The organism is Streptomyces sp. NPDC048275 (assembly GCF_040652275.1).
Classification (GTDB): Bacteria; Actinomycetota; Actinomycetes; order Streptomycetales; family Streptomycetaceae; genus Streptomyces.
The window spans coordinates 1-16,296 of sequence record NZ_JBEZLR010000154.1; the positions used below are offsets into that span (position 1 = coordinate 1).

At 68.7% G+C, this 16,296-nt stretch carries 20 protein-coding genes; 12 read left to right on the forward strand and 8 right to left on the reverse strand.

The window, feature by feature from the left end; genetic code table 11:
• Positions 1-228: 228 nt before the first annotated feature.
• The gene (locus AB0D57_RS44920) at positions 229-1,476 is read right to left on the reverse strand and encodes an NADP-dependent malic enzyme (protein ID WP_362088139.1); all 1,248 of its coding nucleotides are present in this window, start codon (positions 1,474-1,476) and stop codon (positions 229-231) included.
• Between the two features lie 540 nt (positions 1,477-2,016).
• Here AB0D57_RS44920 and AB0D57_RS44925 point away from each other — a divergent pair.
• The 3 genes from AB0D57_RS44925 to AB0D57_RS44935 are packed head-to-tail and all read left to right on the forward strand — an operon-like array spanning position 2,017 to position 4,718.
• Entirely contained in the window at positions 2,017-2,979 is a 963-nt protein-coding gene (locus AB0D57_RS44925; RefSeq protein ID WP_362088106.1) for an ABC transporter substrate-binding protein, read from the forward strand.
• 38 nt (positions 2,980-3,017) lie between these two features.
• Entirely contained in the window at positions 3,018-3,947 is a 930-nt protein-coding gene (locus AB0D57_RS44930) for an amino acid ABC transporter permease (RefSeq protein ID WP_362088108.1), read from the forward strand.
• Between the two features lie 18 nt (positions 3,948-3,965).
• The gene (locus AB0D57_RS44935; protein ID WP_362088141.1) at positions 3,966-4,718 is read left to right on the forward strand and encodes an amino acid ABC transporter ATP-binding protein; all 753 of its coding nucleotides are present in this window, start codon (positions 3,966-3,968) and stop codon (positions 4,716-4,718) included.
• 67 nt (positions 4,719-4,785) lie between these two features.
• On the opposite strand, the gene AB0D57_RS44940 is transcribed toward AB0D57_RS44935, so the two are convergent.
• The 3 genes from AB0D57_RS44940 to AB0D57_RS44950 all read right to left on the reverse strand — a co-directional run bounded on the left by AB0D57_RS44940 (position 4,786) and on the right by AB0D57_RS44950 (position 6,929).
• Positions 4,786-5,559: a hypothetical protein gene (locus AB0D57_RS44940; RefSeq protein WP_362088110.1), complete on the reverse strand. Its 774-nt coding sequence runs from the start codon at positions 5,557-5,559 to the stop codon at positions 4,786-4,788.
• Positions 5,556-6,044: a SigE family RNA polymerase sigma factor gene (locus AB0D57_RS44945; RefSeq protein WP_362088112.1), complete on the reverse strand. Its 489-nt coding sequence runs from the start codon at positions 6,042-6,044 to the stop codon at positions 5,556-5,558. Before AB0D57_RS44945 ends, AB0D57_RS44940 begins: the two co-directional genes overlap by 4 nt.
• Before the next feature lie 126 nt (positions 6,045-6,170).
• Entirely contained in the window at positions 6,171-6,929 is a 759-nt protein-coding gene (locus tag AB0D57_RS44950; RefSeq protein ID WP_362088114.1) for a class I SAM-dependent methyltransferase, read from the reverse strand.
• A gap of 101 nt (positions 6,930-7,030) precedes the next feature.
• Between AB0D57_RS44950 and AB0D57_RS44955 the strand changes: the two genes are divergently transcribed.
• Entirely contained in the window at positions 7,031-7,660 is a 630-nt protein-coding gene (locus AB0D57_RS44955) for a CGNR zinc finger domain-containing protein (protein ID WP_362088116.1), read from the forward strand.
• Here AB0D57_RS44955 and sodX read toward each other — a convergent pair.
• Positions 7,564-7,998, reverse strand: coding sequence for a nickel-type superoxide dismutase maturation protease (sodX, locus tag AB0D57_RS44960; protein WP_362088118.1), 435 nt, complete (start codon positions 7,996-7,998; stop codon positions 7,564-7,566). The genes AB0D57_RS44955 and sodX overlap by 97 nt on opposite strands.
• A 145-nt stretch (positions 7,999-8,143) precedes the next feature.
• Between sodX and sodN the strand changes: the two genes are divergently transcribed.
• From sodN to AB0D57_RS44995, 7 genes are all read left to right on the forward strand, one after another.
• Positions 8,144-8,539, forward strand: a complete 396-nt coding sequence (gene sodN / locus AB0D57_RS44965; RefSeq protein WP_005480378.1) for a superoxide dismutase, Ni — start codon at positions 8,144-8,146, stop codon at positions 8,537-8,539.
• Positions 8,540-8,799: 260 nt separating this feature from the next.
• Positions 8,800-10,596, forward strand: coding sequence for a histidinol-phosphate transaminase (locus tag AB0D57_RS44970; RefSeq protein ID WP_362088121.1), 1,797 nt, complete (start codon positions 8,800-8,802; stop codon positions 10,594-10,596).
• Entirely contained in the window at positions 10,593-11,396 is an 804-nt protein-coding gene (locus tag AB0D57_RS44975) for a phosphatidate cytidylyltransferase (protein ID WP_362088123.1), read from the forward strand. Before AB0D57_RS44970 ends, AB0D57_RS44975 begins: the two co-directional genes overlap by 4 nt.
• A gap of 137 nt (positions 11,397-11,533) precedes the next feature.
• The gene (locus AB0D57_RS44980) at positions 11,534-11,959 is read left to right on the forward strand and encodes a helix-turn-helix transcriptional regulator (RefSeq protein ID WP_362088125.1); all 426 of its coding nucleotides are present in this window, start codon (positions 11,534-11,536) and stop codon (positions 11,957-11,959) included.
• A 40-nt stretch (positions 11,960-11,999) separates the two neighbouring features.
• Positions 12,000-12,416 carry a VOC family protein gene (locus tag AB0D57_RS44985; RefSeq protein WP_362088143.1) on the forward strand — a complete coding sequence of 139 codons (417 nt, stop codon included), beginning with the start codon at positions 12,000-12,002 and terminating at the stop codon, positions 12,414-12,416.
• Positions 12,417-12,546: 130 nt separating this feature from the next.
• Positions 12,547-13,401: a hypothetical protein gene (locus AB0D57_RS44990; RefSeq protein WP_362088127.1), complete on the forward strand. Its 855-nt coding sequence runs from the start codon at positions 12,547-12,549 to the stop codon at positions 13,399-13,401.
• A 23-nt stretch (positions 13,402-13,424) separates the two neighbouring features.
• Positions 13,425-14,207, forward strand: a complete 783-nt coding sequence (locus AB0D57_RS44995; protein ID WP_362088129.1) for a VOC family protein — start codon at positions 13,425-13,427, stop codon at positions 14,205-14,207.
• On the opposite strand, the gene AB0D57_RS45000 is transcribed toward AB0D57_RS44995, so the two are convergent.
• From AB0D57_RS45000 to AB0D57_RS45010, 3 genes are all read right to left on the reverse strand, one after another.
• Positions 14,204-14,569 carry a DUF952 domain-containing protein gene (locus AB0D57_RS45000; protein WP_362088131.1) on the reverse strand — a complete coding sequence of 122 codons (366 nt, stop codon included), beginning with the start codon at positions 14,567-14,569 and terminating at the stop codon, positions 14,204-14,206. The genes AB0D57_RS44995 and AB0D57_RS45000 overlap by 4 nt on opposite strands.
• Positions 14,570-14,651: 82 nt before the next feature.
• A complete protein-coding gene (locus AB0D57_RS45005) occupies positions 14,652-14,870 on the reverse strand; it encodes a hypothetical protein (RefSeq protein ID WP_362088133.1) in 219 nt (72 codons plus the stop codon).
• A gap of 26 nt (positions 14,871-14,896) precedes the next feature.
• Positions 14,897-15,484 (reverse strand): dihydrofolate reductase family protein, encoded by a 588-nt coding sequence (locus AB0D57_RS45010; RefSeq protein WP_362088135.1) that lies wholly within the window; start codon positions 15,482-15,484, stop codon positions 14,897-14,899.
• A gap of 105 nt (positions 15,485-15,589) precedes the next feature.
• Here AB0D57_RS45010 and AB0D57_RS45015 point away from each other — a divergent pair, with 105 nt between their 5' ends.
• Positions 15,590-16,207, forward strand: a complete 618-nt coding sequence (locus AB0D57_RS45015; protein ID WP_362088137.1) for a TetR/AcrR family transcriptional regulator — start codon at positions 15,590-15,592, stop codon at positions 16,205-16,207.
• Positions 16,208-16,296: the final 89 nt, after the last annotated feature.

The following is a 16,296-nucleotide window of genomic DNA, read 5'->3' on the forward strand; positions in this document are numbered from 1 at the left end:
CGCCGCTGTCCCCGTCGCGATCAACAATTGCCGCATCGCCCGCCGGATGGACGGCTTCGATCTCGCACTTCGGTGGGGCCGTACCGCCACGGAACGAGAAGCCCAGGAACGGATGGGACGGCGGGGGCGAAAAACCCACCCGCCCACCCCACCCCAGCCCCCCAAACAAAAAAACGGCCCCGCCGGAAAACCCGGCGGGACCACAGAAACCTCTCACCAACCCCCGCGTCAGCGGCGAGCAACCCCCTCCGCCCGAGCCGCCGCAGCCACCGCCGCAGTCACCGCAGGCGCCACCCGCTCATCGAACGGCGACGGAATCACATAATCCGCGGCAAGATCGTCTCCCACCACGGAAGCCAACGCCTCGGCCGCCGCGATCTTCATCCCCTCCGTGATCCGCGACGCCCGAACCTGGAGCGCCCCGGCGAAGATCCCGGGAAACGCCAGCACGTTGTTGATCTGGTTCGGGAAGTCCGACCGCCCGGTGGCGACAACCGCCGCGTACTTGTGCGCGATCTCCGGATGCACCTCAGGATTCGGGTTGGCCATGGCGAATACGAACGCGTCCTCGGCCATGGAAGCCACGGCCGGCTCCGGCACCGTACCGCCGGAGACCCCGATGAAGACGTCCGCACCCGCGAGCGCCGACTCCAGCGACCCCGACAGCCCCGCCTTGTTGGTGATCCCGGCGAGCTCCCGCTTGACGTCCGTCAGATCCTCCCGGTCCGCGGACACGATGCCCTTACGGTCCGCGACGGCGACGTCACCGATGCCGGCCTCGATGAGGAACTTGGCGATGGCGACCCCGGCCGCACCCGCGCCGGAGATCACCGCACGCAGATCACCGAGCGTGCGCCCGGTCAGCTTCGCGGCATTCCGCAACGCCGCCAGCGTCACCACCGCGGTCCCGTGCTGGTCGTCGTGGAAGACCGGAATGTCCAGCCGCTCCTGCAGCTTCCGCTCGATCTCGAAGCACCGCGGCGCCGAGATGTCCTCCAGGTTCACTCCGCCGAAGGACGGCGCGAGGCGGGCCACGGTCTCGACGATCTCGTCGACGCCCGTGCAGGCCAGCGCGATCGGCACGGCGTCCACGCCGCCGAACTGCTTGAACAGGATCGCCTTGCCTTCCATGACCGGAAGGGAGGCCTCAGGACCGATGTCGCCGAGCCCCAGAACAGCCGTCCCGTCCGTCACCACAGCGACCACGGACGACTTCCACGTGTAATCGTGGACGAGTTCGGGCCGCTCGGCGATCGCGGTGCACACCTTCGCGACGCCGGGCGTGTAGGCGAGGGACAGGTCGTCCTTGTCACGGACGGGCACGGTGGCCTGCACGGCCATCTTGCCGCCACGGTGCAGTGCAAACGCGGGGTCGATGGAATCGAGGGGCTCGCCCTCACGATCCTGACCCGTACTGCTGTCGCCGCTGATGTCGCTCGTGCTCGCGGCGCGAGCATTGACGATCTCCGCTGCCACTGTCTTACCCCTTAAGTCTTCATTGATTTGAGGGTGACCACTCCTGGTTGAGGGGTGGGCGGGCACCGCGCATGCCCTGCCGCCGTGGTTGCGTACGGGCAGATACGCGACGGACGCGCCGCACACGCGCCCTGAGCCCCGGATGAGGGGTGTAAAGAACCTTCTTACCGGACGGACCATGTCGCCGACGAGTCCATAACGCGAAGGTCACACGTCGGTGACATGACTCATAGCCGAATATGTGGACAAGTCGAGGACACGCCCTCAAGACGCCGCAAGTGCGGAGTAGCGGCAGCCCACATCCTGAGATCAACCGAAGATCTTCCGGCCGGAACGAAACATTCCCGCACAAGATGCGGCCCCGAGGGGGCGGCCTGTACTGGTTCGGGGGTCACCCGTTATCCGATTTTGACATAGCCGGTCCCCTGAAGGACGTAGTCCGAATGGCAAGATGCCGTCATCACAACAGGTCGCGACACCCGATGGTGTGTGTTCTCGTCGACCCATCGGCAACTCCCTCATCCGCCGGAGGAACCCAAGATGACCGCACGCTCCACCCGTCGTACGACCGCCGCGCAGTCCCGGATAGCAGCGGTCGGTGCGATCGCGGTCGCCGGCGCCCTGGTACTCACCGGCTGCGGTGACCAGACCAAGGACAACAACACCTCGGGCAGCACGTCCGCGAGCAGCAAGTCGGCCCCGCTGGCCGACAAGCTCCCCCAGTCGATCCGTGATGCCGGCGTCATCAAGGTCGGCTCGGACATCGCGTACGCGCCGGTCGAGTTCAAGGACGACTCCGGCAAGACGGTCGGTATCGACCCGGACCTCGCGGACGCGATGGGCAAGCAGCTGGGCGTGAAGTTCGAGTTCGAGAACGGCACCTTCGACACCCTGATCACGGGCCTGCGCTCCAAGCGGTACGACATCGCCATGTCCGCGATGACGGACACCAAGGACCGCCAGGAGGGCCTCGACTCCGAGACGGGCAAGAAGGTCGGCGAGGGCGTCGACTTCGTCGACTACTTCACCGCGGGCGTCTCCATCTACACCCCCAAGGGCAAGACCCAGAACATCGCGACCTGGGCCGACCTCTGCGGCAAGAAGATCGCGCTGCAGCGCGGCACGGTCTCGGAGGACCTCGCCAAGGCCGAGTCCAAGAAGTGCACGGGTGGCAAGAAGATCACCATCGAGTCGTACGACAACGACCAGCAGGCCCAGACCCGGCTGCGCGCCGGTGGCGCCGACGCCGGTTCCTCGGACTTCCCGGTCGCCGCGTACGCGGTGAAGACCTCGGGCGGCGGCAAGGACTTCGAGCTCGTCGGCGAGCAGGTCGAGGCGGCGCCGTACGGCATCGCGGTCGCCAAGTCCAACACCCAGCTCCGTGACGCTCTGCAGGCCGCGCTCGACGCGATCATCAAGAACGGCGAGTACGACAAGGTCATCGCGAAGTGGGGCGTCGAGGCCGGCGCCGTGAAGACGGCGACGGTCAACGGCGGCGAGTGACCGCGGAACCGAGCGGGCACTGAAAGGCAACAACATCCGTGACTGTTGACATCGACAAGACGGCCGGGCCGGAGGACACTCCCCCGGCCGGACCGGAGGCCATCAAGGCGATCCCGGTCCGGCACTACGGGCGGTATGTCTCCGCGGTCGTCGCGATCGCGCTCCTGGGCTCCGTGGTCTACGCGTTCTCTCAGGGCAAGATCAACTGGGGTGCGATCCCCGACTACTTCTTCGACGACCGCATCCTCGCGGGCGTGGGCAAGACTCTGCTGCTGACGGTCCTGGCCATGGTGATCGGCATCGGCGGCGGCGTCCTGCTCGCCGTCATGCGCCTGTCCAAGAACCCGGTGACCTCGTCCATCTCGTGGTTCTACATCTGGTTCTTCCGCGGCACGCCCGTCCTGGTGCAGCTGGTGGTCTGGTTCAACCTGGGCCTGGTCTTCGAGTACATCAACCTCGGGCCGATCTACAAGGACTACTGGTCCGACTTCATGACGCCGTTCCTGACGGCGCTGCTGGGTCTGGGCCTGAACGAGGCCGCGTACATGGCCGAGATCTGCCGGGCCGGTCTCCTGTCGGTCGACGAGGGGCAGACCGAGGCCAGCCACGCGCTGGGCATGAGTCACAGCAAGACGCTGCGCCGGATCGTCATCCCGCAGGCGATGCGCGTCATCGTGCCCCCCACGGGCAACGAGGTCATCAACATGCTGAAGACGACCTCACTGGTGGCCGTGATCCAGTACTCCGAGCTGTTCCGCGTCGCCCAGGACATCGGCCAGACCTCCGGCGCCCCGGCGGAGATGCTGTTCCTCGCCGCCGCCTGGTACTTGCTGCTGACCTCGGTGTTCAGCGTCGGGCAGTACTACCTGGAGCGGTACTACGCCCGCGGCTCCAGCCGCACCCTGCCGGCCACGCCGTTCCAGAAGATCAAGGCGAACATGCTCTCCCTCGCAAGCTGGAGGCGATGACCCATGACCAGCACCGCAATGGTCAAGGCCGAGGGCGTCCACAAGTCCTTCGGCCACGTCGAGGTCCTCAAGGGCATCGACCTCGAGGTCAAGACCGGAGAGGTCTTCTGCCTCATCGGTCCCTCCGGTTCCGGCAAGTCGACCTTCCTGAGGTGCATCAACCACCTCGAGAAGATCAACGCCGGTCGCCTGTACGTCGACGGTGAGCTGGTCGGCTACCGCCAGAAGGGCGACAAGCTGTACGAGCTCAAGGACAGCGAGGTCGCGCTGAAGCGCCGGGACATCGGCATGGTCTTCCAGCGCTTCAACCTGTTCCCGCACATGACGGCGCTCGAGAACGTCATGGAGGCGCCGGTCCAGGTCAAGGGGGCCGGCCGGGCCCAGGCGCGCGAGCGCGCGGGCCAGCTGCTGGAGCGGGTGGGCCTGGCCGACAAGGCCGCCAACTACCCCTCACAGCTCTCCGGCGGCCAGCAGCAGCGCGTGGCCATCGCCCGCGCGCTGGCGATGGAACCCAAGCTGATGCTCTTCGACGAGCCGACCTCGGCACTCGACCCGGAGCTCGTCGGCGACGTCCTCGACGTCATGCGCGACCTCGCCGAGTCCGGTATGACGATGATCGTCGTCACCCACGAGATGGGCTTCGCCCGCGAGGTGGGCGACTCGCTGGTCTTCATGGACGGCGGCGTGGTGGTCGAGTCCGGCCACCCGCGCGACGTACTGACCAACCCCCAGCACGAGCGGACGCAGTCGTTCCTCTCGAAGGTGCTCTAGCAGCGCATGGGGAAGGGGCGGTACGGGTGTCCCGTACCGCCCCTTCCCCATGCGCCGATGTGCCCCGCTACGGCAGCAGTTCGGGGTTGAGGACCAGCGTGCGCAACTGGTCCCGTGTCAGCGGCGGGGTCTTCAGCAGCGGAACCATATGCCCCTCCGTCAGGTGGCCGGCACTGTCCCACACCTGCAGGATCGTGCCGTCCGTCAGATACAGGACCGCGACGAACTCCTTGCCCCGCGTCGGAAACACAGAGATATCGGACTCGTTCAACTGCCAGATGCTGAGGACGCTGCCGTTGTCCAGTTCCTCGGAGGTGCAGCCGGAGCTGCGGCCCTCGGGTGCGTCCTTGCACGGCTCCTCGATGCCCTTGTCACCGGTCCCGGCCTCCATGAGCCTCGCCATGTGCACGGTGAGGTATCCGGTGCCGCCGTCCCGGCTGACGGCGTAGTCACCGTCGTACGGCCCGACCGCCTTCGGCGGTTTGGCGTTCGGCACCTGTTCGACCACCCGCTGCGGGGACACTTCACGGATCTTGCCGATACCGGATGGCAGCAGCTTCTCGATCCTTGCCGCCCCGGAGTCGAACTCCCCCGCGGTGGGCGCGTTGGCGACGCTCGTCTCCTGGTTGTTGCTCAGTGGCCCCGGCCCGAAGGCCAGCCCCGTCGCCACCGCCGCCGCCGCGACACCGGTCGCCGCCGCGCGCCGCCGCCACCGCACCCGCGAGGCCTGCGCGAAGACGGCCTCGCTGCCCCGGCTGCTGGGCTCGGGGACGATGTCCACGGCCCGCCCGAGCAGCTCCCTGACCTGATCCGTGTCGTACTCGACTTCCTGTCGGCTCATGCGTGCTCCTCCCGCACCGCGGCCCTCAACGCCGCGAGTCCCCTGGCCGTGTGGCTCTTGACCGTGCTCTCCCGCATCCCGAGCAGCTCGGCGGTGGCCGCGACACTGAGGTCCTCCCAGTAGCGCAGTACCAGCACCGCCCGCTGCTTGGGCGCGAGTTCCGCGAGAGCGGCCCGCACCATGAGTCCGGTGTCACTGTCGACCGACCGCTCTGCCACGTCCGGCACTTCGCCGTACGCGTGTTCGCGCCGCCAGAACCGCCGGCGCCCGGAAATGAAGGTGTTGACCAGCGTCTTGCGCGCATAGGCTTCGAGGTTGTCCAGCCGCCCATGTCTGCGCGCGCCGAGAACGACCTTCACCAGGGTCGTCTGGACGAGATCCTCCGCCTCGTCACGGTTGCCGCACAGCAGACAGGCGCTGCGGAACAGCGCCATGCGTCTTCCCTCGACGAAGGCGTGCAGAACGGCATCCTCGCCGCGCGTCATCCCGCCCCCCTTCCCCAGCCCGCGTTCACGGGCCGTCTCACCCTTCCAGTGCGGTGGGGGATCCCGCAGGACGCGAAAGAGGCGGTACGGATTTCCCGTACCGCCTCCATCAGTGCGCCGCGGGGCCTACTTGACCGCGAGCACCAGCGCGTCCGAGGGCGAGCGCCACACCGGCCGGGCCTCCCCGAAGCCCTTCTCGTGCAGCACGCGCGCGTGCCAGTCGGCGGACGGGGTGTCGCCCTCGGCGTGCTCGCCATAGATCTCGAAGCGGCGGGCGGTCGGCGCGGCGAGAACGGGGTCCTGGGCGGCCAGCTCCCACCATCCAGCCCAGTCGAGAACACCCTTCGCCCTGGCCTCATCCATCCGGGCGTGCCGCTGCGCACGCTCCGCCGCGTTGATCCGGGGCGTGGATTCGTCGATCATGTGGTCGGCGTTCATGAAGACACCGCCGTCACGGACGAGTTCCGCGACCTGACCGTAGAGAGCCGCGAGGGGTTCGCTGTGCAGCCAGTGCAGGGCCGTGGCGGTCAGGACGGCGTCGTACGAGTCGTAGGGCAGCCGTGCCGTCCACCGCGGGTCCTTGAGGTCGGCCGTGACGAAGGTGACCCGGTCGTCGCCCGCGAAGGTGCCCTCGGCGATGGTGAGCAGCGCGGGGTCGAGGTCGACGCCGGTGCTGGTGGCCTTCGGGAGCCGGTCGAACAGCCGGGCCGTGATGGTGCCGGTGCCGCAGGCGAGGTCGAGAACGCGCGGCTCGGGCCCGACGACGGCCTCGACCATGTCGAGCATCACCCGGAAGCGCTCCTCGCGGTCCGGCAAGTACCACTCCTGCTGCCGGTCCCAGCTCTCCTGCCAGGCGTGCCAGTCGGTTCCGGTGATGATGCCCATGAAAATCCCCTTCTCCCCGCACTCAGGTAATACCCTGTAAGCACGATCATCTGTTACCCGACCGCATGCACGACGATAGAGCGCCCCCGTAAGGACTACAAGTGGAACTGGCCTATTACTCGGATTACGCGGTACGCCTCGTCAACACCGAGGAGCCGACCCGGGGCAAGGACTCACTCACCTCGGTCGAGGCCGTCCGTGACCTCTTCGGAGGCAACGCGTCGGCGGCCCGCCGCGCCACGGACGCGGACGTGACGCGCTTCCGCTCGGTCCGCGCGAGGCTGCGCGCCGTCTTCGAGGCGGCGGACGGCGGCGACGAGACCCTGGCCGTGGACCTGCTGAACTCCCTGCTCCTGGAATTCCCCGTCAGCCCGCAGATCTCCGGCCACGACTTCCGTGACGACGACGGGCGCCCGCTGTGGCACATGCACCTGGCGGACCACCCGTCGAACGCGACCGCGGGCTACGCGGCGATCGCCGCGATGGGCCTGGCGTTCCACCTGACGGAATACGGCGTCGACCGCCTGGGCCTGTGCGAGGCGACCCCCTGCCGCAACGCCTACCTGGACACCTCCACCAACCGCTCCCGGCGCTACTGCTCGGACCGTTGCGCGACCCGCGCCAATGTGGCCGCCTACCGCGCCCGCAAGCGCCTGGAGGCGGACCGGTCGGACAGCACCGGCCTTGCGGCCCCCACCACCCACCGCGCCACCGCGAGCGGCGACCGCTGAGCCTCCTTGAGGGGCCGGAACCGCAGCCGCACCTTCCCGAGGACGAGCTCCTCGGGCACGGTCCCGTAGTCGGTGCTGTCCCCTCCGGCGTAGGCGTTGTCGCCGAGCACCCACCACCCGCCCTCGCGCCGCTCCGCGACCCGCTTGACCACGAGCAGGTCCTGCTGGAACGGATGACGCAGCACCACCACGTCACCGGGCCCGACCCTGGCCCCGTACTGCACGACGAGCCGATCCCCGTGCTGAAGCGTGGGAACCATGGACGGCCCCGTCACCTCGGCGGCCCCGAACGGCAGCACGGCCCTCCCGCGCTCGGTCTCCTGCGACAGCTCCGGCATCCCCGGCACCTCCCCGGTCCTATCCTCCACCAGTCCCAGTTTCACCCTGGACTTTTGTCCTAAGCCCATGGGGGCACCCGCGAAATCCGGTCTCCTACGGAGTAATGTCCCACCTGAGAAGACGATCACGAGGAAGGACAGCTCAATGCTCTCCCGCCTGTTTGCCCCCAAGGTCAAGGTCAGCGCACACTGCGACCTGCCCTGCGGTGTGTACGACCCGGCCCAGGCCCGCATCGAGGCGGAGTCGGTGAAGGCCGTGCAGGACAAGATGGCCGCCAACGACGACCCGCACTTCCAGGCGCGTGCCACCGTCATCAAGGAGCAGCGCGCCGAACTCGCCAAGCACCACGTCTCGGTGCTCTGGAGCGACTACTTCAAGCCCCCGCACTTCGAGAAGTACCCGGAGCTGCACCAGCTGGTCAACGACGCCCTGAAGGCCCTCTCGGCCGCCAAGGCATCCACTGACCCGGCCACGGGCCAGAAGGCACTGGACTACATCGCCCAGATCGACAAGATCTTCTGGGAGACCAAGAAGGCCTGATCTTCACCTAGGCCGTCTGACCTGCGTTTTCGCGGGTCACATCGCCTACCTGTCCGCACCCGGCCCGCAGGCCGCCGAGAACGGCGTCCATGGCGGTCCGGGTGCGGTCTTTTTCGCCCGGCCGGAGGTCAATGACCAAGTCGGTTCTCCCGTGGGCTGGTTGGTTGAGTACGCGTACTCAGGTTCACTGCGTCGCTCAGCTCTGACGCAGCCGATCCGCGCTTCCCATGATGGTGTCCTCTGCGTCGAGAGAGGTGCTTATGGGCCGTGACCTACAGCTGCGTGCTGCCACTCCGGAGGATCTTGAGTGGATCTACGAGCTCCGTCACCGGGTGTATGCGCAGGAGCTGGGCCAGCATGTGCCGGATCCGGCCGGGCGGCTTCGCGACGGGCTGGACGGCGACAACGTCTACCTGGTCGCGGCGCGAGGAGCGACCCGAATCGGCTTTGTCAGCCTGACTCCGCCCTGGTTGGGGCGGTACGCGCTGGACAAGTACCTGACCCGCGAAGAGCTGCCGCTGCTGACCGAGGACGATCTGTTCGAGGTACGCATCCTCACCGTCGAGCCGCGCTGGCGGGCCTCGGCAGCGGCACCGCTGCTCATGTACGCGGCGCTGCGCTGGATCGCCGCCCGGGGCGGTCGCCGGGTGGTGGCGATGGGGCGCACCGAACTGCTCGACATGTACCTGGCCGTCGGCCTGCACCCGGTCGGCCGTACCGTCCGCAGCGGTGCCTTGACGTTCGAGGTGCTGACCGGCAGCGTGGCCGAGCTGACGAAGGTCACGATGGACCGCCACCGCACCACGTTGGAACGTCTGCGGTCCGAGGTGGACTGGCAGCTGGACGTGGCGTTCGCACCCCGGCCGGACGGCTGCGAACACGGCGGTGCCTCGTTCACCGCCATCGGCACGGACTTCCGTAGTCTGCACCGCCGCCATCAGGTGGTCGCGGCCGACGTGCTGGACGCCTGGTTCCCGCCGGCCCCCGGGGTGCGGGCGGCGCTCGCGGAAGATCCGGCCTGGGCCGCCCGGACCTCGCCGCCGACCGACGCCGAGGGACTGCTGGCGGAAATCGCCGCGGCCCGGGCGCTTCCGGTGGAGACTCTCGCGGTCGGCGCCGGCTCATCCGACTTGATCTTCAGGGCGTTCGGCCGGTGGCTGACCCCGGAGAGCAGGGTGCTTCTGATGGACCCGGGCTACGGCGAGTACGCCCATGTCACGGAGAGGGTGATCGGATGCCGGGTGGACCGCTTCCGGTTGCGCCGCGAAGACGGCTGGCGGATCGATCCGGCCCGGCTGTCTGCTGCCGTCGGGGCCGGCCGCTACGACCTCGTGGTGGTGGTCAACCCGAACAACCCGACCGGACGCCACGCCCCGGCCGCGGAGCTGCGCTCGCTGATCGCCGCCGCGCCGGCCCGCACCCGCTGGTGGATCGACGAGGCATACCTGGGCTATGTCGACCTGAGCGAGTCGCTCGCCGGCCTCGCCGCGACGGACCCACGGGTCGTGGTCTGCACCTCACTGTCCAAGATGTATGCGCTGTCGGGCATGCGGGCCGCGTATCTGGTGGCCGAGCCGACCACCGCGGCGCAGCTACGCCGATGGACGCCGCCCTGGCCGGTCAGCCTCCCGGCGCAACTGGCCGCAGTGGCAGCCCTGCGCGACCCGGCTTACTACAGCGACTGCTGGCTTCGCACCCACGCCCTGCGCCGGCAACTGGCCGCCGACCTGGCCGGGTTGGACGAGGACGTGGTGGTCGAGGAGGCCGTGGCGAACTTCCTCACCGTGATTCTGCCGTCCGGCGGGCCGAGTGCCGCGCAACTGGTGAACGAGTGCCGCCGCCGCGATGTATACCTGCGCGACCTGTCGCCGATGTCGTCGGAGTACCAGGGGCGCACCGTGCGTATCGCGGTCAAGGACGCCGCTGAGAATGCGCGCATGGTGGCCGCGTGTCAGGCCGCCCTGGACGTGCTGCGACCGGGTTCGGCCTCGATCGTTCCGATACGTTCAGGGGTTCCCGTACCTTCGGTGGTTCCCGCGGCCGGATCCGCTCGATGATCACCGTGGCCTCCCTGGCGCCCTACCTCGGTGGGGCGCTGGCCCTCGGCGGCGTTGCGGTGGCGGTGTCCCGGCGCCGTGAGCTGCTGATCCGGTGGTGCGCCTGGGCGGTCGGAGTGCCACTGGTCACCGGTGCGTTCTGGTGGGGCCGCCCGGGCACCTCGGCCCTCGCCATCGTGGTCGGGGTGATCGCGGTGATCGAGTTCGGCGGGCTGATGCAACTGGACCGGGTGGACCGGGTGGTGCTGGCCGCGGCGGTGGCAGGCGTGGTGCTGGCCGCCTGGTTGGCGCCCGGACAGGAGTTCCGGGCGGTCGCGATCGGGGCGCTCGCGGTGGCCGCGGTGCCGCTCCTGTCCGGCGACGCCGACCACGGCCTGCGTCGGCTGAGCGCCAACCTGCTCGGGCTGGCCTGGCTGAGTGTGCTGGCCGCGCTGGTGCCGCTCGGGGCAAGCGCGCTTGCGCTGTTCGTGGCGGTCTCCCTCGCCGACATCGTCGCGTACTTCGCCGGTCGAGGGCTGGGCGGGCCGCGACTGTCGCCCCTGTCACCGGCCAAGCGGTGGAGCGGGACCCTGGCAGGGGCCGCGGCCGGCCTCGGCGTGCTCGCCGTACTGTCCGCACTGAGCTGGCCGATGGCGGTTGCGGTGGCGGTCGGCGGCCCGGCAGGCGACCTTCTCGAATCCATGATCAAGAGAGGTGCACAGGTGAAGGACGCGGGCCGTTGGCTACCCGGCTCCGGCGGCCTGCTGGACAGGATCGATTCGCTGCTCATCGCACTGGCTGTCCTGGTTGTCCTGCGCTGAGTTGAGGTCGACCCGCCTTAAGGAGCTTTCGATACGCGGCCCACAGGGCGGCTCAGCAGCATCAACCAGCCTGCTCAGCAAAACCCCCAACAGTTGAAGACCACCTCGCTGTCAGTGCCGCGTGCCATCCTGAAGAAATGACTCTGGAGGATCTGGTCCGGCTGCGCCGGACACGGGACCGGATGGACCGTGAGTACGCGGAGCCGCTGGACGTGGCCGCACTCGCGCGCACCGCGCTGATGTCGCCCGGCCACTTCCAGCGAAGCTTCCGGGCGGCGTACGGCGAGACGCCGTACAACTATCTGATGACCCGCCGAATAGAACGGGCCAAGGTCTTGCTGCGCCGCGGCGACCTGACGGTCACGGAGGTCTGCCTCGCCGTCGGTTGTACGTCGCTGGGTTCCTTCAGCTCCCGCTTCACCGAGCTGGTCGGCGAGACCCCGAGCGCATACCGGGCCCGCCCGCACGACCACGGCGCCCCCATCCCGCCCTGCGTGGCCCAGCGACTCACCCGCCCGGCCCGCCACCGCAATCCGGAAGCGGAGCCGGGGACACGCCTCTAGCGTGAGAACCATGAACGGAAGGGACAGAACCGTGGACACCGTGGACCTGAAACTCTCCCAGTGCTTCATAGCCGTGGACGACCACGACAAGGCGCTCGCCTTCTACCGAGACGTGCTGGGCCTGGAGGTCCGCGGTGACGTCGGGTTCGAGGGCATGCGCTGGGTGACGGTCGGCTCACCGCTCCAGCCGGACGTGGAAATCGTCCTGGAGCCCCCCGCCGCGGACCCGAACACCTCCCCCGCCGACAAGCAGGCCATGGCCGAGCTCCTCGCCAAGGGCGTCCTGCGCGGCGTCATCTTCTCCACCACCGACTGCGACGCCCTCTACGCACGCGTCCAGGCCTCCGGTGCCGACGTCCTCCAGGAGCCGATGGACCAGCCGTACGGCGTCCGCGACTGCGCCTTCCGTGACCCGGCGGGCAACCTCCTGCGCTTCACGGAGCGGCGGGTCGACTGAGCTGCCCGGGGTGCCGGGCAGGTCGAGATCGTGCGGGAGGCAGACTACGTCTGTGTTCTGCGGGAGCGGGCTGCCCCTGACCTGCAACATCTGGAGTCCGAGGAGTTCCGAGCAGTCAGGAGTCACCGCTGTGCCGTCCGCACGCCTCCGCGTCCTCTACGTCAGTGACCTGGCCTATCCGGCCAAGGGGCGGCGCTACTGCGACGAGGACATCTTCCTCACCTCCCGACTGCGGGAGGAGTTCGACATCGCCGTATGCCATCCGCTGGACGTGACCGCGCTGATGGACGGTTTCGACGCCGTGGTGGTGCGCAACAGCGGGCCGGTGCTGAACCACCAGGCGGAGTACGACGCGTTCCGCGAGCGTGCGCTCGCGGACGGTGTACACGTGTACAACCAACTGTCGGGCAAAGGCGACATGGCGGGGAAGGAATACCTGCTGGAGCTGACCGCGGCCGGATATCCGGTCATCCCCACCGTCGACCGCGCGCAGGACGTGGGACGGCTGCCGGACGTCGACACGTACGTCGTGAAGCCGAAACTGGGAGCGGACTCCATAGGCCTGGAGTTCGTGGCGCGCGACCGGCTCGCCGAACTGTCGTACGACGGCATCCTCGTCCAGCCACGCATCGATTTCCGCTACGAGGTGTCCTTCTACTTCATCGACCGCACCCTCCAGTACGCCCTGTATGCGCCCCGCCCGGACGAGCGCTGGTCCCTGGAGCCGTACGAACCGACGGAGCAGGACCGGGAGTTCGCGCAGCGCTTCGTCGACTGGAACGACATCGCGTACGGCATCCAGCGCGTGGACGCCTGCCGGGCCCCCGACGGTGAGCTGCTCCTCGTGGAGCTGGAGGACCTCAACCCGTATCTGTCGCTCGACGCTCTTTCCGCCCCCACCCGGGACGCGTTCGTCGCCCGCGTGAAAACGTCGTTGCGCGCACTGATCGAACAGGAGACGGTACGAGCCGCACGTACCGAGTGACAGAACGGGAGGGGCAGATACCGATGACCGAACCCATCCGGTGGGTCTACGCCTTCATCGACCGGCCCGTGAAGGAGTTCGGGCCCGCCTGCGATTTCTGGACCGCGGTCACGGCGACGAGAGCGTCCGAACCACGCGGCGAACAGGACGAGTTCGTGACCCTGCTCCCGGACGGGCCCGATGCCTGCCTGAAAGCACAGGGCGTCTGCGGGCAGGCACAGGACGTCCATGGCCAGGCGCAGGGCGACGGCGGCGCCCATCTCGACCTCGCCGTCGAGGACGTGTCGGCGCTGGTGCAGTCGGCCCTGCGACTCGGCGCCGAGGTCGTCGCCGACCACCCGGGGTGGTCCGTACTGCGCTCCCCCGGCGGCCAACTGTTCTGCGCGGTCCGGTGGCAGGGCGAGTCGGCCCGGCCACCCGTGGTCGCGGGCACCACCGGCGCCATCAGCCGCCTCGACCAGGTCTGCCTCGACGTGGCACCCGCCCTCTTCGACGCCGAAGTCGTCTTCTGGGCCGACCTCACCGGATGGGAGTCCCTCCGCGGCGCGCTCCCTGAGTTCCATCTGATCAAGCCGCCCGCCACGCTGCCCGTCCGCATCCTCCTGCAACGTCTCGGCACCGCCCGCCCCACCTCCGCCCACCTAGACATCGCCTGCTCGGACATCGAGGCGGTCCGCGCCCACCACGAAGCCCTCGGCGCCACGCTCGTCGGCCGCGGGGCCCGCTGGACCGTCATGCGGGACCCGGCCGGCGGCACGTACTGCCTGACGGGCCGCGACCCGCACACGGGCAGCCTCCCCGGCTAGGCCCCGTCGGCTTGGGCCCGCTCCCCGGACCGGTCCGCCTCCCACACCTCCACGTCGATCACGGCCGCCACCGGAATCGGCCCGTAGATATGCGGGAACTCCTCGCCGCCGGGCTCCCCGGCCTCGTACCGCACCGGCACTCCCAGCCGGTCCTCGTCGATGACCAGGACCACCAGTTCGTCGGGCCCGGCGTACGAGCCGTACAGGAAGGACGCCACTCCCGGAAGCTGGTGCCGCAGTGAGCAGTGGATGAAGCCCTCCTCCTGGAGGGTGCGGCCACGGGTGGACATCTCGTACGCACCGGTCTCCCGGGCCGCGTCCCACAGGGCACGCTCGGTCACATGGACAAGAGGTTCGGACATCTCGCAAGGCTAGGCTCTGACGCCACGAGGCACACCGGAATCAGGTGCCGCCCCGGGAAGCCGCGGCCCCTCAGGTACCTCGTCATCCACCCTGCGTGGCCTGCGGTTCTTCCTTGGCCGGCTCCTCGGGACGAACTCCGGGCTCATGGTCGGACTGATCGGCGTTCGCTTCGCACTTGGGGTTCCGGCAAGGCCCGGGACCCCATACGGGGACGAACGCGCCCAGCGTCTTGTGGCGCCGCCGCACGACCGTGGCGACCGGTTGCCGGCAGACGGGGCAGACATGCTCATCAGTGCCCATGCCTTCAGGGTATTGCGGAACCGGCCTCAACGCTTCCTGCTGTACGTCCGCACCAAGACGCCGTTCTTGAAGACGCGCACGTCCTCGAGCACGAACTCCGAGACGCGGAAGTCGGCGGCGAACATCGGCATCCCGGAGCCCAGCACCACCGGGTACGTCTTGATGACCAGTTCGTCCACCTCGTCGAACAGCGCACCCGCGAGCCGCGAGCCGCCGCACAGGTAGATACCGAGCTCGCTCGCCTCGGCCTTGAGCTCACGGATCTTTCCGACGACGTCGCCGGAGACGATCTCCACATGCGGGTCGGGCGACTCCGTCAGGCTGCGTGAGGCGACGTACTCGCGCAGATGGGCGTAGGGGCTGGTGACTCCGAGGTCGAGCGCCAGGTCGTAGCTGGCACGGCCCTGGATGATCGTGTCGAACCTCCGGTTCTCCAGGTCGTCGATGCCGAGCGGGCGGCGGCCGTGGGTCGACACGGTCTCGGGGTACTCCGCCTTAAGGAAGTCCTCGAAAAACTCCTTGTCGACGAACGGAACGAAGAACTGCGCGTCGCCGTCCGGCGCTCCGATGAAGCCGTCGATCGAGCAGGCGATGAAGTACGTGAGCTTGCGCAAGCGGGTCTCTTTTCGTCAGTCGTTCGTTTATGGCGTCCTCAACCACTGCAGTTATAGTGCTTCACTTGTAGTGGTTGCAAGGCAATTTCCGAAAGAGGCACTGGCATGGCAAGGAACCCGGAGCGCAGGGCCGCTCTCGTCGACGCAGCCGTGGCTGTGCTGGCCCGCGAGGGTGCGCGCGGGCTGACGTTCCGCGCGGTGGACGGGGAGGCGGCCGTGCCGGTCGGCACCTCGTCGAACTACTTCACCGACCGCGACGACCTGCTCTTCCAGGTCGACGCCCACCTCCACCGGCGCCTCGCACCGGATCCCACCGTGCTCACCGAGCTGCTGAAGGGGCCGCGAGACCGCTCACTGGTGCTGGAGTTCATGCGTGACCTGCTGGCCCGCGCGACACGCGACCGCACGGGCTACCTCGCCCTCTTCGAGATGCGCCTGGAGGCCACCCGCCGCCCGGCGCTGCGCGCCTCTTACACCCGATCGGTGCGCGGGGACCTCGAGGACGGCATGGAGTTCCACCGCGCTGCCGGCCTGCCCGGCGACGACGGGGCGGTGACGGTGCTCTATCTCGCCATGCTCGGGCTGCTCCTGGAGCAGCTGACACTGCCGGGGGTACTGGACGGCGTACTCCCCGATGTCGCCGTCCCGGACGGGCTGGTCGAGCTGATCGTGACGACGATCGTGCCGGAGGACCGAGAAGGCGAGGAGGGCGAGGAGGCCTAGGGCCTGTCCGGCGGATCAAGTCGGAGGGAAGCAGTGGTGCCTTGTCGGCGCAGGTGAGCGGGGTCTGGTGCGTCGAGCTGCAAGGCGGA

Excerpts from the sequence above, each read along its gene's own strand:
- AB0D57_RS45005 (WP_362088133.1), bottom strand. The coding sequence starts at position 14,870 with ATGGGCACTGATGAGCATGTCTGCCCCGTCTGCCGGCAACCGGTCGCC.
- AB0D57_RS44950 (WP_362088114.1), bottom strand. The coding sequence starts at position 6,929 with ATGGGCATCATCACCGGAACCGACTGGCACGCCTGGCAGGAGAGCTGG.
- AB0D57_RS44925 (WP_362088106.1), top strand. The coding sequence starts at position 2,017 with ATGACCGCACGCTCCACCCGTCGTACGACCGCCGCGCAGTCCCGGATA.
- AB0D57_RS44935 (WP_362088141.1), top strand. The coding sequence starts at position 3,966 with ATGGTCAAGGCCGAGGGCGTCCACAAGTCCTTCGGCCACGTCGAGGTC.
- AB0D57_RS44975 (WP_362088123.1), top strand. The coding sequence starts at position 10,593 with ATGATCACCGTGGCCTCCCTGGCGCCCTACCTCGGTGGGGCGCTGGCC.
- AB0D57_RS44995 (WP_362088129.1), top strand. The coding sequence starts at position 13,425 with ATGACCGAACCCATCCGGTGGGTCTACGCCTTCATCGACCGGCCCGTG.
- AB0D57_RS44980 (WP_362088125.1), top strand. The coding sequence starts at position 11,534 with ATGACTCTGGAGGATCTGGTCCGGCTGCGCCGGACACGGGACCGGATG.
- sodX (WP_362088118.1), bottom strand. The coding sequence starts at position 7,998 with ATGCCGGAGCTGTCGCAGGAGACCGAGCGCGGGAGGGCCGTGCTGCCG.
- AB0D57_RS44940 (WP_362088110.1), bottom strand. The coding sequence starts at position 5,559 with ATGAGCCGACAGGAAGTCGAGTACGACACGGATCAGGTCAGGGAGCTG.
- AB0D57_RS45015 (WP_362088137.1), top strand. The coding sequence starts at position 15,590 with ATGGCAAGGAACCCGGAGCGCAGGGCCGCTCTCGTCGACGCAGCCGTG.
- AB0D57_RS44970 (WP_362088121.1), top strand. The coding sequence starts at position 8,800 with ATGGGCCGTGACCTACAGCTGCGTGCTGCCACTCCGGAGGATCTTGAG.
- AB0D57_RS45000 (WP_362088131.1), bottom strand. The coding sequence starts at position 14,569 with ATGTCCGAACCTCTTGTCCATGTGACCGAGCGTGCCCTGTGGGACGCG.
- AB0D57_RS44945 (WP_362088112.1), bottom strand. The coding sequence starts at position 6,044 with ATGACGCGCGGCGAGGATGCCGTTCTGCACGCCTTCGTCGAGGGAAGA.
- sodN (WP_005480378.1), top strand. The coding sequence starts at position 8,144 with ATGCTCTCCCGCCTGTTTGCCCCCAAGGTCAAGGTCAGCGCACACTGC.